This window comes from Kitasatospora sp. NPDC028961 (assembly GCF_055564815.1).
Map to the genome: position 1 here is coordinate 33,172 of NZ_JBVHVO010000021.1, position 13,768 is coordinate 46,939.

The following is a 13,768-nucleotide window of genomic DNA, read 5'->3' on the forward strand; positions in this document are numbered from 1 at the left end:
CGGCGCCCGGTCCGGACCGGAACGCACCCGGCCCGGTCCGGATCAGGACAGCCGTACCGCGCTGAGCCGTCGAGGCCCAGCGCGGTACGGCCGGTCCGGCCCGGTCAGAGGTCGTCGGGGGGCTCGATGATGCGCATCGTGAACGGCAGCTTGTTGTTGTCCGGGTTCCGGTCGTCCGCACTGCTGACGGCGACGTAGCCGCCGTTCAGCTCGCCGTAGGGGACGTTGGCGCCGACCTTCAGCGGGATCAGTGCCGTGGCGCTGTCGAGGTTCGGCAGGCCGGCGGGGAAGTGGCAGCGCACCCGGTGGCCGTTCTGGAACACGGTGCAGTTCTCCGGGTAGAACGGCTCCTTCGGCGTGACGCCCTCCGGCAGGGTGACCACCACGGTGAACGGCGAGGCCGTCTTGTCCGGGCCGCGGTTGCCGATGAAGGCGTGCAACGTGACCATGCCCTCCGGCACGACGGGGTCCGGGTCGAGCCGGACCACCTCCAGGTCGGAGTTCGACGGGGCCGGCACCGCGAGCGGCGCGACCTCCGCCGCCGGGGCGTCCCCGACCGCGGGATCGGCGCCCGGGCAGGCGGCCCCCGCGGATCCGGCGGCCAGCGCGGTCACCGCGCACGCCACCGTCAGTGTCCTGCCGAGGAGACTCCGTACGGACCTTCTGCGCGACATCGTCGCTCACCCTGCCCTCTGCGTTCCGGCGGCCCGCACCGTTGCGGGCCGCGTCGGCACCAGCGTGACCGACCGGCTCGCCGTCCTCGTCGCACCCCGCCCTCGGGCCGTCCGAACGGCGGAACGGCGCGCCGGAGGCCGCCCGTCCTTCCCCGCGCGGCAGGAGCGGTGAGTGCCCGTCAGGGGGCGAGGACCTGCCCCAGCCGGGCCGCGATCTGGTGCATCACGGGGACGAGCGAGGCCGCGCCGGCCTGCTCCTCCAGTGCCCGGATCCGGGCCTCCGGGCCGGAGACGGAGAGCGCCGTCGGCGTCGGCGCGCCGGGTACCGCGAGCGCGATGCAGCGCACCCCGATCTCCTGCTCCTGGTCGTCCACCACGTAGCCGCGCTCACGCGCCTGCGCCAACTGGACCAGCAGCTCCTGCGGGTCGGTCACGGTGTAGGAGGTGTGCGCCGGCAGCGGGTTCGGGCCGAGCACGGCCCGCGCCTCCTCCTCGGGCAGCTGGGCCAGCAGCGCCTTGCCGACGCCCGTGCAGTGCGGCTGCACCCGGCGGCCGACCTCGGTGAACATCCGCATCGAGCGCCGCGACTGCACCTGTCCGACGTACACCACCTCGCCGCCCTCCAGCACGGCCAGGTTCGCCGTCTCGCCGGTGGCCTCCATCAGTTCGGCCAGGTAGGGGCGGGCCCAGCTGCCGAGCAGTCGCCCGGCCGTCTCGCCGAGCCGGATCAGCCGGGGACCCAGGGTGTAGCGGCGCGCGGTGTCCTGGCGGACATAGCCCTGCTGCACGAGGGTACGAACCAGGCGGTGGATGGTGGGCATCGGCAGCCCGGAGGAGGTGGAGAGCTCACTGAGCGTCGCCACGCCACCGGAGTCGGCCAGCGCCTCCAGGAGCACGAAGGCGCGCTCGACGGACTGCACGCCGCCGCTCGCGCGGTCCGGACCCGTCGTCGATGCTGTGTCGGGGGTCGCAACCACCGGCGTTCCCTTCGCTGTCGGGGGAGGAGTAGAGTCCCAGCGATCACCTCAACAAACCGTTGAAATTCTGTATCGCGGAAACTAGTCTCCACCTTACAGAATCGAACCCTCCGACAGGTGGGGTTTCCCCTCGGTTCAGATCAAGGACGTTCCCACCGGAACTGCCTTCGCCATGCTCAACCGTCTTAGGAGTGTCCTGCTCATGGCTACAGATCAGGGACCCGCCGGCGCCTCCCCCGCCGCTCCGGTCGTCACTGTCGCCGGTCCGCGAGTCCACCGGGCCGAGGAGGTGCTCACTCCGGAGGCGGTCGCCTTCGTCGTCGGCCTCCACCGCGCGTTCGAGGACCGCCGGCAGGAGCTCCTGGTGCGCCGCAGGACCCGCCGTGCCGAGATCGCCGCGGCCGGCACCCTGGACTTCCTCCCCGAGACGGCCGCCGTGCGGGCGGGCGACTGGACGGTGGCCGAGGCCCCCCGCGCCCTCCAGGACCGCCGGGTCGAGATCACCGGCCCCACCGACCGCAAGATGGTCATCAACGCCCTCAACTCCGGCGCCCGGGTCTGGCTGGCGGACTTCGAGGACGCCACCTCGCCGACCTGGGAGAACGTGGTCGGCGGCCAGATCAACCTGATCGACGCCTTCGAGGGCCGGATCGACTTCACCTCCTCGGCCGGCAAGGCCTACACCCTCAGGCCGGCCGCCGAGCTGGCCACCGTGGTGGTCCGCCCGCGCGGCTGGCACCTGGACGAGAACCACCTGCTGGTCGACGGCCGGCCGGTCGCCGGGGCCTTCCTCGACTTCGGCCTCTACTTCTTCCACAACGCGGCGCGGCTGCTCGCGCGCGGCGCGGAGGACCCGAACTCCGGCCCCTACTTCTACCTCCCGAAGACGGAGAGCCACCTGGAGGCCCGGCTCTGGAACGACGTCTTCACCCACGCCCAGGCGGCGCTCGGCATCCCGCACGGCACCGTCCGGGCCACCGTGCTGATCGAGACCATCACCGCGGCGTTCGAGATGGAGGAGATCCTCTACGAGCTGCGGGACCACGCCGCCGGGCTCAACGCCGGCCGCTGGGACTACCTGTTCTCGATCGTCAAGAACTTCCGCGACGCCGGCGAGCACTACATCCTGCCGGACCGCAACTCCGTCACCATGGCCTCCCCGTTCATGGCCGCCTACACCCGGCTGCTGGTGCAGACCTGCCACCGGCGCGGCGCGCACGCGATCGGCGGGATGGCCGCCTTCATCCCCAGCCGCCGCGACCCCGAGGTCAACGCGGCCGCCCTGGAGAAGGTCAGGGCCGACAAGGACCGCGAGGCCGGCAACGGCTTCGACGGCTCCTGGGTCGCCCACCCGGACCTCGTCCCGGTCGCCCGTGCCTGCTTCGACGCCGTCCTCGGCGAGCGCCCGAACCAGAAGGACGACCCGGGCCCGGCCGAGCCCGTCACGGCCGCCCAGCTGCTCGACATCGCCGGCGCCGGCGGCCACTGCACCCACGCCGGCCTGCACAACGCCGTCCAGGTCGGGGTCCGCTACATCGAGGCGTGGCTGCGCGGCCTCGGTGCCGTCGCCATCTTCAACATGATGGAGGACGCCGCCACCGCCGAGATCTCCCGCTCGCAGATCTGGCAGTGGATCCACAACGGCGTGGTGCTCTCCGACACGGGCGAGAAGGCCACCGCCGACCTGGTGCGCCGTCTGGTGGCCGAGGAGCTCGCCGCGCTCCGGGCCGAGCTGGGCGACGAGGCCTACGCCGGTGGGCGCTGGCGCGAGGCCGCCAAGCTCTTCGAACAGGTCGCCCTGGCCGAGGAGTTCGCGGACTTCCTGACCCTGCCCGCGCTGCCCCTGCTGGGCTGAGCCCAATCTATCCGCGCGTGCGCCCGCTGCCGCCTGCCGGCTTGTAGCAGTCGCCGCGCCCCATTGCTCCGTTCCGTACGGCGACGAATCCAGCTGTCCTCATCGTCGCCGTGCGGAACGGCCGTTTCCGGAGGCATCGATCCCCGTGGCACGCATCTTCTTCAACGGCCAGGCCATGGTCGGCGGCCCCTTCCACCCCTCGGTGGCCGACGCGCTGGTCGGCCCGGTCCGCACCGCGCCGGGCTACCGCTTCTTCTCCATCGGGGACGTCTGCCCCGGCCTGCTCGCCGACCCGTCCGTCGACACCGCCATCGAGGGCGAGCTGTACGACATCACCCTCGAACACCTGCGTGACGTGATCCTCCCCGGCGAGCCCCGTGAGCTCGAACTCGGCGTCATCACGCTGGCCGACGGCTCGCCCTGCCTCTCCATGCTGCTCGCCCGCGGCGAGGCCGACCGCGGCGTCCACCGCGAGATCACCCGCTACGGCGGCTGGCGCCGCTACCTCGCCACCCTGGGCCGCACGGCCTGACACCCACCACACCCGGAGGGCCTGCGCCGACCGGCGCAGGCCCTCCGTCGTGTCCGGACCCCGATCGGGCCGGCCCGCTGCTGCGGAGGGGCCGCCTCCGCCCGGGCACGCCACAGCCCCGGACCCTCGCCGTGGGTCCGGGGCTGGGGTCCGTGCGCCGTCCTGAGCGGTGGCGCACGGAGTCCGGGTGACGCACCGTCCCTGGGCGGCCCGGAGTTCAGGGGGTTACACGGGGCGGGCGGCGAGCTCCTTGGCGGCGCGGGCGCAGGCCTGCGCGATCCGGTCCTCGTTCACCGTGGTCAGCTGCCCCTTCTCCACGACGGCGTTGCCGTTGACGAAGAGGGCGGCCAGCGGCGGCAGGGCGCCGAGGGTGAGCGCGGCGACCGGGTCGGCGATCGAGGAGTGCATGATCCCGTCGATCTTCCACAGCGCGAGGTCGGCCAGCTTGCCGGCCTCGATCGAGCCGATCTCGTTCTGCCGGCCGAGCACCCGGGCGCCGCCCATGGTGCCGAGGCGCAGCGCCTGGCGGCCGGTGAGCGCGGTCGGGTAGCCGTGCAGGCGGTTGATCAGCAGCGCGTTGCGCAGCTCGGTGCCCAGCTCGCCGGACTCGTTGGAGGCGGTGCCGTCCACCCCCAGGCCGACCGGGACACCGGCCTTCAGCATGTCGGGGACGCGGGCGATGCCGGCGGCGAGGCGGGCGTTGGAGGACGGGCAGTGCGCGACACCGGTGCCGGTCTCCGCGAACTTGGCGATGTCCGAGTCGTTCATGTGGACGCAGTGCGCCATCCAGACGTCCTCGCCGAGCCAGCCCACCGACTCGAAGTAGTCGGTCGGGCCCATCCCGAACAGCTCCTTGCAGAACGCCTCCTCCTCGGCGGTCTCGGAGCCGTGGGTGTGCAGCCGGACGCCCTTGCGGCGGGCCAGCAGGGCGGCCTCGCGCATCAGCTCGGTGGAGACCGAGAAGGGCGAGCAGGGCGCGATGGCGATCTGCAGCATCGCGTCGGAGGAGGCGTCGTGGTACTTGTCCACGGCCGCCTCGGAGGCGATCAGGATCTCCTCGGTGTTCTCGACCGCGTGGTCCGGCGGCAGGCCGCCGTCCTTCTTGCTGCGGTCCATGGAGCCGCGCAGCGCGGTGAAGCGCATGCCGAGCTCCTGGACGGCCTCGATCTCGGCGCCGAGGATGTCGCCGCCGTCCTTCGGGAAGACGTAGTGGTGGTCGGCGGCGGTGGTGCAGCCGGACTTGAGCAGTGCGGCGGCCGAGCCCTGGGCGGCGGCGTGCACGAGCTTGTCGTCGATCCGGGCCCAGGTCGGGTAGAGGGCGACCAGCCAGTCGAAGAGGATGTTGTCCTGGGCGAGCCCGCGGGTGATCCACTGGTAGAAGTGGTGGTGGGTGTTGACCAGGCCGGGGGTGACGAGGTGGCCCTCGCCGTTGATCCGGCGTACCACGTTGTCCAGCCACTGCGGGGCGGGGCCGTCGCCGACCGACTCGATCCTGTTGCCGAGGACGACCACGTGGCCGCGGGCGTACTCGGTGTCGTTGGCGTCGACCGTCGCGATCGCGACGTTCTCGATCACGATCCGCTGGTCGGCGGGTGGGGGCTGGACTGCCATGGTGTTACTCCTATGGGGGGAGGGTTGACGAGGAGCGCGCGATGAGCGGCACGCGCCCCCCGTCAACCGGTCAGGACGGTGTCGCCGTCGGCACCGTCGTGGCGGGGTTCCCGTCGGCCGGCGACCGGCGGGCGACCCCGACGTGGTGGAAGAGCAGGTTGAGCAGGACGGCCATCACGCTGCCGGCCGAGATCCCGGAGTGCAGCAGGGTGCGGACGGCCTCCGGGAAAGCGTCGTAGAAGGTCGGTACCGCGATCGGTATGATCCCGACCCCGAGCGCGACCGACACCAGGATGGTGTTCGAGCTGGACTCCATGCCGGCCTCCGCGAGGGTGCGGATGCCGCTCGCCGCGACCGTGCCGAAGAGCACGATCCCGGCGCCGCCCAGGACGGGCTGCGGCACCAGCGAGACGACCGACCCGAGCACCGGGAAGAGCCCGAGCAGGACCAGGATCCCGCCGCCGGCCGCGACCACGAAGCGGCTGCGGATCTTCGTCAGCGCCACCAGCCCGATGTTCTGGGCGAAGGCACTGGCGGCGAAGCCGTTGAAGACCGGGCTCAGCGCGGTGGCCAGGCCGTCCGCCCGCAGGCCGGCGGCGAGGGTGGCCTCGTCGGCCTGACGGTCGACGATCTTGCCGAGCGCCAGCATGTCGGCGGTGGACTCGGTCATCGAGACCACCATGACGATGCAGAGCGAGACGATCGCGGCCGCGTCGAACACGGGGGCGCCGAAGTGGAACGGGGAGGGGAGCGCGAAGACCTTCGCGTCCTGTACCGCGCCGAAGTCGGCCAGGCCCAGCGGGAAGGCGAGCAGGGTGCCGAACGCCAGCCCGACGAGCAGCGAGAGCTGCTGCCAGAAGCCGCGCAGCAGCCGGTTGCAGAGCACCACCGCGAGGAGGGTGATCGCGGCGAGGCCGATGGCCCGCATGGAACCGAATCCCGGGGCGCCCGGCGATCCGCCGCGCGCCCAGTTCACCGCCACCGGCAGCAGGGACACCCCGATGAGGGTGATCACGGTGCCCTGGACGACCGGTGGGAAGAACCTGATCAGCTTGCAGAAGTACGGCGCCGCGAGGAAGCACAGGAGCCCCGCCACGATCACCGCTCCGAAGATCACCGGGAGGGCGTCCTTCGGTCCGTGTTCCTTGGCTATGGCGATCATGGGCGCGACGCCCGCGAACGAGACGCCGTTCACGAACGGGAGCCGCGCGCCGATCTTCCAGATGCCGAGGGTCTGCAGGAGGGTGGCCAGTCCGGCGGTGAACAGGCTGGCCGAGATGAGCAGGGCGAGTTCGGTGGGGGAGAGCCCCACGCCGGCGCCGACGATGAGTGGAGGAGCGACGACTCCCGCGTACATCGCGGCGACGTGCTGCAGACCGGTGGAGACCAGCTTCACCGTCGGCAGCATCTCGTCCACGGGGTGGACTCCCGGCCCGGAAGGGGTGTCGGGGAGGTGGGTTGACACACCGTCCGGACCGGGTGGTCTTTCTGGGGTGGAACCGCCGTCTGTGGTGCGGGTGGAACGGAGTGCCATGTCGAGCCCCTCTTGTGCCCTGGCTCTCGGCGCGCCCGCGGCGCTGGAGATCCCCCGAGGGCGGGACGGCGGAGCAAGGATCCCTCGGGACGCTTCTCCAGCACCCCGGGCCGGCCGCCGTGAGGCGGGCACGATCTCCGGTGGGTGGGGGGTGGAGAAACTGCTGGTGCAGGAGTTGCGGGTACTGCGCACCGTCCGGTGCCGGCCGGCCGTGGGAGGCCGGGGGGTGCGGTGGTGCCGGACGGGGTCCATGGGTGGCGAGCGGTCAGGCGACCGGGATCACCGGAACGACGCCCTCGCGGTGCACGGTGCCCTCGATCAGGCCGTACATCCGGTCGGCGGCGTAGTAGACCTCGTTGTCGTTCTTGAGGCCGAACGGCTCCAGGTCGACCAGGAAGTGGTGCTTGTTGGGCAGCTCCAGGCGGACCTCGTCCACCTCGGCGCGGTTGTTCAGGACCCGGGTGCCCATCGAGTGCAGGGTCTGCTGCAGCGAGTAGGAGTAGGTCTCGGCGAAGGCCTCCAGGAGGTGGCGCCGCACATGGGTGTAGGAGCGGTTCCAGTTGGGCTGGGGCTCCTCGTCCCGGCCGTCGAAGCCGTACTTCCAGCGGGCCGTCACCTGGGTGGCGAGGATCCGGTCGTACGCCTCCTGGAGGGTGGTGTACTTGTCCTTGATGTAGCCCCAGAACTCCGAGTTGGTGGAGTTCATCACCACGAGGTCCTTGAGGCCCGAGATCACCTGGACGGTCTCACCGTCGTAGACGACCTCGCAGGTGCGGGTCTCGCCGCCGTTGCGGACGAACGAGTGGCCGACCTCCTCCGAGCCGATGAAGCGGGCGGAGTTGTCCGGGGTCTTGATCCGGTCCCAGGTGTACTCCTCGATCCGGATCCGGGCCCGGTGGATCGGCTCGTTGTTGTCCACGAAGTGCTTCGCCAGCGTGATGCCGAACTGCTCCGCGGACTCGATCCCGTACTCCTTCGCGAAGGCGAAGACGGTGTTCTTGGTGGTGTCGGTGGGCAGGCAGTTGGCGTTGGAGCCGGTGAGGTGGACGTCGTCGAGGTCACCGGAGAGGGCGACCGAGACGTTCAGGTCCTTGATCTCGTGACGGGTGCTGTCACGGTAGACGCGGACGATGCGGTTCTCCGCCTTGCCGTACTGGTTCTGACCGAGCACGTGGGCCATGACAGGCTCCCAATCAATCAAGCGGTCTAGCTTCCGCGGTAGACCGAGTATCCGAACGGGTTCAGCAGCAGCGGCACGTGGTAGTGGTGCTGCGCGGGTGCGACCGTGAAGACGATCGCGACCTCGGGGAAGAACGGCGGCTCCGCGGAGGTGCGCGCGTAGTACGCGGCGGTGTCGAAGAGCAGCCGGACGACCGAGCCCGCCTCCGCGGCCGGCAGGTCCTTGGCCCGGCCGTCGGAGTCCGTGGCGGAGGTGCCGAGCACCTTCCAGCCACCCTCGGTGTGCAGTGCGAGCTCGACCGGGACACCCTCGGCCGGGCGGCCGAGGCTGGTGTCGAGCACGTGGGTGGAGATGCCAGTCATGGGTGAAGTGACCTTACTGATGGCAGATGTGACGGTACGTCGATACGTCGAAAGTAGCTGACGACAGGTCAGTTCTCGTCGAGCAGTCGGTTGATCCGAATGTCGTTGATCTTGCGCAGCTCGCCCCGGACGATCTCCGCCTCGGTGGCGGCGTCGTTCGGGAAGCGCTCCCGCAGGGCGGCGAGCATGGTGTCCGCGGTGCGGCCGGTCGCGCAGATCAGGAACACGTGGCCGAACTTGGCCTCGTAGGCGGTGTTGGCCCGGTGCAGTTCGTCGAGGAGTGCGGTGTCCACTCCCCGGATGCCGGCCTGTTCGCGCTCGGAGGTGGCGTCACCCGACTTGGGCGTGCCGATCCGGGCGTGGCCTGCCATCGCGTCGTGCAGGTCGGCGGCCGTCAGTGCGGCCATGGCCGTCGCGTTGGCGTCGAGCAGGGCCGCGCGGTCCGGCCAGGGTCGGGCCGCTGCCACGGCGTCGGCCCAGGTGGGGCTGGAGCAGACCTCCAGCAGGAGCTCTCTCAGCTCGGCGGCGTCGGCCGCCGCCAGGGCGTCAAGGGCGTGGGGGTGGTTGGTCACGGGTGGACCTCCTGAAGAGTGGTGCCACCCGCACAAGCTAGATCCACCCAACCGGGCCGTCAACACTTTGTTGAACGGTTGGTGGTTACGTTTTGAACCGGCCCCGGTTGCCGGGCCGTTTCGTGTGCGATGAGACAAGTGTGCCCCGCCGGGGGCTGATGAAGACTGGCCGGGCCGGCGGAGCACACCCGATCGGCCGACGCGGCCGACCGGGGCGTCGCACGCTCAGCCGGACTTCGTGCCGTCCTGGCGGTTGAGGTAGTTGTACACGGTGAAGCGGCTCACGCCGAGCGCCGAGGCGACCGTCTCCACCCCGTGGCGGACGGTGAAGGCGCCCCGCTCCTCCAGGAGGGCGACCACGCGCTGCTTCTCCCAGCGGTCCAGCTCGGCCAGCGGCCGGCCGTCGAACTGGCGGGCCATCTCGGTCAGCAGCCGGTCCAGCGCACTGCTCAGGTGGGGCAGCCGGACGGCCAGGGCCGGGGTTCCCTCCCACTCCAGCAGGACGTCCTCGGCCTTCGCCTCCGCCAGCGGCACGGGCGTCGCGCCGACGGCCTCCAGCAGCGGCTTTATCGCGGCGGCGAGGGGGTGGTCCACGTGCTCGGTCACGGCGTACCGCCCTCCTCGCCGAGCACGCTGACCTGGACCGAGATCCGGGTCGCGCCGGCGTCCAGGGTCTCCCGGAGCAGCTTGGTCACGGCGGCCAGGACCTGGTCGGCCTCGCCCTCCGCGCCGGTTCCGAAGGGGCCGACCGCGACGGCCAGGCCGGCTTCGTCGACCACCTTCCGGGCCGCCACGGCGTGCTCCGGGAACGTGTCCAGTTCGAACGGTTCTGTCGTGAACTCCACCATCAATCGCACCCGCTCACTGTAGCGAGCGGGAGCGCGGCCGGTCATCGGGCGGTCGGCCGCCGGGGGGCGGCTGGTCGATCGAACAGTGCGGGCCCGGGGCGGGGGATCGGCTTCGGCATCTTCAACAAATTGTTGCGGCGGTCTTGACACTCGCTCGGCGCGGCGGACATGCTTCCACCAAGCAGAATCCCTCTTCCGGATCGTGGAAGTTGCGGATAGACGGAAGAGAGATGAGAGGTGATTGACGTGACTGCCGCCTCCGCGCACAGCTTCACCGTCAACCTGTCGATCCTGTTCGGCGAGCTCCCGCTCCTGGAGCGCCCGGCCGCTGCCGCCGCCGCCGGCTTCACCGCCGCCGAGCTGTGGTGGCCGTTCGGTGAGGAGCACGCCCCGTCCGAGGCCGAGCTGGACGCGCTCCGCAAGGCCTTCGGCGACGCCGGCGTGCGGCTGACCGGTCTCAACTTCCTGGACGACCTCGGCAAGGGCGCCCGCGGCACCGTCTCGGTCCCGGCCGAGAAGGAGCGCTTCCGGGCCAACGTGCCGGTCGCCGCCGGGCTGGCCGCCTCGCTCGGCACCACGGCGCTCAACGCGCTCTACGGCAACCGGGTCGAGGGCGTGGACCCGGCCGAGCAGGACGCGCTCGCGCTGGAGAACCTCGTCGTCGCCGCGCGGGCCGCCCACGAGATCGGCGCCGTCCTGCTGATCGAGGCGCTGAACAAGCCCGAGTCCCCGGACTACCCGCTGGTCTCCGCGGCCGCCGCGGTCGAGGTGGTCGACAAGGTCAACGCCGCGACCGGCCTGGGCAACGCCAAGTTCCTCTGCGACCTCTACCACCTGGCCATGAACGGCGAGGACCTGGCGGCCGTGATCGACACCTACGCCGACCGCTTCGGCCACGTGCAGATCGCCGACAACCCCGGCCGCAACGAGCCGGGCACCGGCGGGCTGGACTTCGAGGACCTCTTCGCCCGGCTGACCGCCGCCGGCTACACCGGCCGGATCGGCCTGGAGTACCGCCCGGCGGGCGGCGTCAGCGCCGACAGCTTCGAGTGGCTCCCGCGCGAGCACCGCGCCGGCTAGCGCACCGCGCTCCGGCAGCCACCGCACCCCACCCCACCACGGACAAAGGAACGACGCGATGAGCCGCAAGATCGCCTTCATCGGCCTCGGCATCATGGGCAGCCCGATGGCCGCCAACCTCGTCAAGGCCGGCCACCACGTCACCGGCTACAACCTCACCCAGCCGCAGATCGACGCGCTGGTCGCGGTCGGCGGCCACGGTGCGAGCAGCATCGCGGACGCGGTGAAGGACGCCGAGGTCGTCATCACCATGGTCCCGGCCGACCCGCACGTCGAGCAGGCCGTCCTGGGCGAGGGCGGGGTGCTGGAGAACGTGCGGCCCGGCACGCTCGTCATCGACATGTCGAGCATCACCCCGCAGACCTCGATCAAGGTCGAGGCCGCCGCCAAGGAGAAGGGCGTCCGCACCCTGGACGCGCCGGTCTCCGGCGGCGAGGCCGGGGCCGTCGAGGCGGTGCTGTCGATCATGGTCGGCGGCGCGGCCGAGGACTTCGCCGAGGCGAAGCCGCTGTTCGACGTGCTGGGCACCACGGTCGTCCACGTCGGCCCGGCCGGCGCTGGCCAGACCGTCAAGGCCGCCAACCAGCTGATCGTCGCCGTCAACATCCAGGTGCTGGCCGAGGCCGTGGTGTTCCTGGAGAACGCCGGCGTCGACCTCGCGGCCGCGCTGGACGTGCTCGGCGGCGGCCTGGCCGGCTCCACGGTGCTGAACCGCAAGAAGGCGAACATGCTGAACCGCGAGTTCGCGCCGGGCTTCCGGATCGACCTGCACCACAAGGACATGGGCATCGTCACCGACGCCGCCCGCGCCGTGGGTGCCGCGCTGCCGGTCGGTGCGGTGGTGGCCCAGCTGGTCGCCTCCGCCCGCGCCAACGGCGACGGTTCGCTGGACCACTCGGCGCTGCTGCGCGGCGTCGAGCGGCTCTCCGGCCGCGAGCTCGCGTGACGCTCGCGGGACCGGCGGTACCCCCGCGGTACCTCTGAGACTCCTCCTGGTGGCGTGTACCTCACCGGTCGTGCCCGCGCCACCAGGAGGCCAGACCCGATCGGCAGGCGGGCCGGGGCTCATCCGCCTCCTGCCGATCGACCAAACCGGCGGCGCGCACTCCCTGTCGGGGGCACTTCGGTCGTGCCCGCGCGCCGCCCGGCCCCCTCCCTCGCCGAGGGGAGCCCCTCGTACGTCGGAAGCGGGACGAGGGGAACGGCGGGGAGGGGGCCGCACCCCGCGTCCCGGCCTCCCGGGGCACATGCTTGACGAACCAGCGCCAGAACCGTCCGGAAGTGAGGCCCGCACCATGCCCGCCACCCCCACCCAGGGCCATGTGGTCGTAGCTCCCGACAAGTTCAAGGGCACCCTGGAGGGCGCCGAGGTCGCCGCCCGGATCGCCGCCGGCATCCGCCGTGCCGCGCCCGGCGTCGAGATCCGCGAACTTCCCGTCGCCGACGGCGGCGAGGGCACCCTGGCCGCCGCGCTGGCCGCCGGGTTCAGCAGGATCCCGGCCAAGGTGGCCGGCCCCACCGGCCTGCCGGTGGACGCCGCGCTCGCCGTCCGGGGCGACACCGCCGTGGTCGAGCTGGCGCAGTCCTCCGGGCTCGCCAGGCTCCCCGGCGGCCGGACCGCCCCGCTCGCGGCCGGCTCCTACGGGGTCGGCCAGCTGATCGGCCGGGCGGTGAGCCTGGGGGCCAAGCGGATCGTGCTCGGCCTGGGCGGCAGCGCCTGCACCGACGGCGGCGCGGGCATGGTCCAGGCGCTCGGCGCCGGGCTGCGGGACGCCGACGGCGCCGAACTGCCGCCGGGCGGCGCCGCACTGCGCAAGCTGGCCCGGCTCGACCTCGGACCGCTGGCCGACGTCCTCACCGGCGTCGAGGTCGTGGTGGCCTGCGACGTGGACAACCCGCTGCTCGGCCCGCGCGGCGCGACCGCCGTCTACGGGCCGCAGAAGGGCGCCGACGGTGACGACCTGGTCGTACTGGAGGAGGGGCTGACCCGCTTCGCCGACGTGGTCGGCGAAGCGGTCGGCCGCGACGTCCGGGAGGCCCCCGGCGCCGGGGCCGCGGGCGGGGTGGGCTTCGCCGCCCTCGCCCTGCTCGGCGCCACCATGCGACCCGGCATCGAGTTGATGCTCGAACTGCTGGGTTTCGACGAGGCCGTGCGTGGGGCACGCCTCGTCGTGACCGGCGAGGGCTGCCTGGACGCTCAGACGCTCCACGGCAAGGCGCCCGCCGGAGTTGCCGCGGCGGCCACCCGGGCGGGGGTTCGGGTGGCCGCTGTGGCCGGACGGCTGGAGCTGTCGGAGCGCGAGTGGCGGGCGGCCGGCTTCACCGCGGCCTACGCGCTCACGGACCTGGCGGAACAGCCGGGGGACAGCATGACCCGGGCCGGGGAGCTGGCCGAGGTCGCGGGGGAGCGCATCGCGAGGGCGCTGCTGCGCGGCTGAGCGGGCCGTCCGGCTCTCGTACCTTCCTACATTGACGTTTTGTTGAAGGCGGCCCTAGGCTCCGGGCATTCCTTCGGCACACCCCACTCGTACCCAGGTTTTCGG

14 protein-coding genes are annotated in these 13,768 nt (G+C 72.0%); 5 read left to right on the forward strand and 9 right to left on the reverse strand.

The window, feature by feature from the left end; genetic code table 11:
- Window positions 1-104: 104 nt before the first annotated feature.
- Both ACZ4UX_RS27570 and ACZ4UX_RS27575 read right to left on the reverse strand, forming a co-directional pair.
- Window positions 105-674 carry a hypothetical protein gene (locus ACZ4UX_RS27570; protein WP_465708681.1) on the reverse strand — a complete coding sequence of 190 codons (570 nt, stop codon included), beginning with the start codon at window positions 672-674 and terminating at the stop codon, window positions 105-107.
- A gap of 179 nt (window positions 675-853) precedes the next feature.
- Window positions 854-1,651, reverse strand: a complete 798-nt coding sequence (locus tag ACZ4UX_RS27575; RefSeq protein WP_465708682.1) for an IclR family transcriptional regulator — start codon at window positions 1,649-1,651, stop codon at window positions 854-856.
- A 202-nt stretch (window positions 1,652-1,853) separates the two neighbouring features.
- Between ACZ4UX_RS27575 and aceB the strand changes: the two genes are divergently transcribed.
- A complete protein-coding gene (aceB, locus tag ACZ4UX_RS27580) occupies window positions 1,854-3,506 on the forward strand; it encodes a malate synthase A (RefSeq protein WP_465708683.1) in 1,653 nt (550 codons plus the stop codon).
- A gap of 145 nt (window positions 3,507-3,651) precedes the next feature.
- Window positions 3,652-4,038 (forward strand): allophanate hydrolase-related protein, encoded by a 387-nt coding sequence (locus ACZ4UX_RS27585; RefSeq protein ID WP_329490590.1) that lies wholly within the window; start codon window positions 3,652-3,654, stop codon window positions 4,036-4,038.
- A gap of 225 nt (window positions 4,039-4,263) precedes the next feature.
- Here the strand turns inward: ACZ4UX_RS27585 and ACZ4UX_RS27590 are convergent, their stop codons facing one another.
- The 7 genes from ACZ4UX_RS27590 to ACZ4UX_RS27620 all read right to left on the reverse strand — a co-directional run bounded on the left by ACZ4UX_RS27590 (window position 4,264) and on the right by ACZ4UX_RS27620 (window position 10,145).
- On the reverse strand, window positions 4,264-5,649 hold the full coding sequence (locus ACZ4UX_RS27590) for an 8-oxoguanine deaminase (RefSeq protein ID WP_329490591.1): 1,386 nt from the start codon (window positions 5,647-5,649) through the stop codon (window positions 4,264-4,266).
- Window positions 5,650-5,719: 70 nt separating this feature from the next.
- The gene (locus ACZ4UX_RS27595) at window positions 5,720-7,183 is read right to left on the reverse strand and encodes a nucleobase:cation symporter-2 family protein (RefSeq protein WP_465708684.1); all 1,464 of its coding nucleotides are present in this window, start codon (window positions 7,181-7,183) and stop codon (window positions 5,720-5,722) included.
- A 265-nt stretch (window positions 7,184-7,448) separates the two neighbouring features.
- Window positions 7,449-8,363, reverse strand: coding sequence for a factor-independent urate hydroxylase (gene pucL, locus ACZ4UX_RS27600; protein WP_329490592.1), 915 nt, complete (start codon window positions 8,361-8,363; stop codon window positions 7,449-7,451).
- A gap of 26 nt (window positions 8,364-8,389) precedes the next feature.
- Entirely contained in the window at window positions 8,390-8,725 is a 336-nt protein-coding gene (uraH, locus tag ACZ4UX_RS27605) for a hydroxyisourate hydrolase (RefSeq protein WP_329490593.1), read from the reverse strand.
- Window positions 8,726-8,793: 68 nt separating this feature from the next.
- Window positions 8,794-9,297 (reverse strand): 2-oxo-4-hydroxy-4-carboxy-5-ureidoimidazoline decarboxylase, encoded by a 504-nt coding sequence (gene uraD, locus ACZ4UX_RS27610; RefSeq protein ID WP_465708685.1) that lies wholly within the window; start codon window positions 9,295-9,297, stop codon window positions 8,794-8,796.
- A 225-nt stretch (window positions 9,298-9,522) separates the two neighbouring features.
- Window positions 9,523-9,903, reverse strand: coding sequence for a helix-turn-helix domain-containing protein (locus ACZ4UX_RS27615; RefSeq protein ID WP_329490595.1), 381 nt, complete (start codon window positions 9,901-9,903; stop codon window positions 9,523-9,525).
- Window positions 9,900-10,145 carry a thiamine-binding protein gene (locus tag ACZ4UX_RS27620; protein ID WP_387887521.1) on the reverse strand — a complete coding sequence of 82 codons (246 nt, stop codon included), beginning with the start codon at window positions 10,143-10,145 and terminating at the stop codon, window positions 9,900-9,902. The genes ACZ4UX_RS27615 and ACZ4UX_RS27620 overlap by 4 nt, the downstream gene beginning before the upstream one ends.
- Window positions 10,146-10,382: 237 nt before the next feature.
- Between ACZ4UX_RS27620 and ACZ4UX_RS27625 the strand changes: the two genes are divergently transcribed.
- The 3 genes from ACZ4UX_RS27625 to ACZ4UX_RS27635 all read left to right on the forward strand — a co-directional run bounded on the left by ACZ4UX_RS27625 (window position 10,383) and on the right by ACZ4UX_RS27635 (window position 13,663).
- On the forward strand, window positions 10,383-11,225 hold the full coding sequence (locus ACZ4UX_RS27625) for a TIM barrel protein (RefSeq protein ID WP_465708686.1): 843 nt from the start codon (window positions 10,383-10,385) through the stop codon (window positions 11,223-11,225).
- Between the two features lie 58 nt (window positions 11,226-11,283).
- Window positions 11,284-12,171, forward strand: a complete 888-nt coding sequence (locus ACZ4UX_RS27630) for a 2-hydroxy-3-oxopropionate reductase (protein WP_329490598.1) — start codon at window positions 11,284-11,286, stop codon at window positions 12,169-12,171.
- Window positions 12,172-12,520: 349 nt separating this feature from the next.
- The gene (locus ACZ4UX_RS27635; protein WP_465708687.1) at window positions 12,521-13,663 is read left to right on the forward strand and encodes a glycerate kinase; all 1,143 of its coding nucleotides are present in this window, start codon (window positions 12,521-12,523) and stop codon (window positions 13,661-13,663) included.
- Window positions 13,664-13,768: the final 105 nt, after the last annotated feature.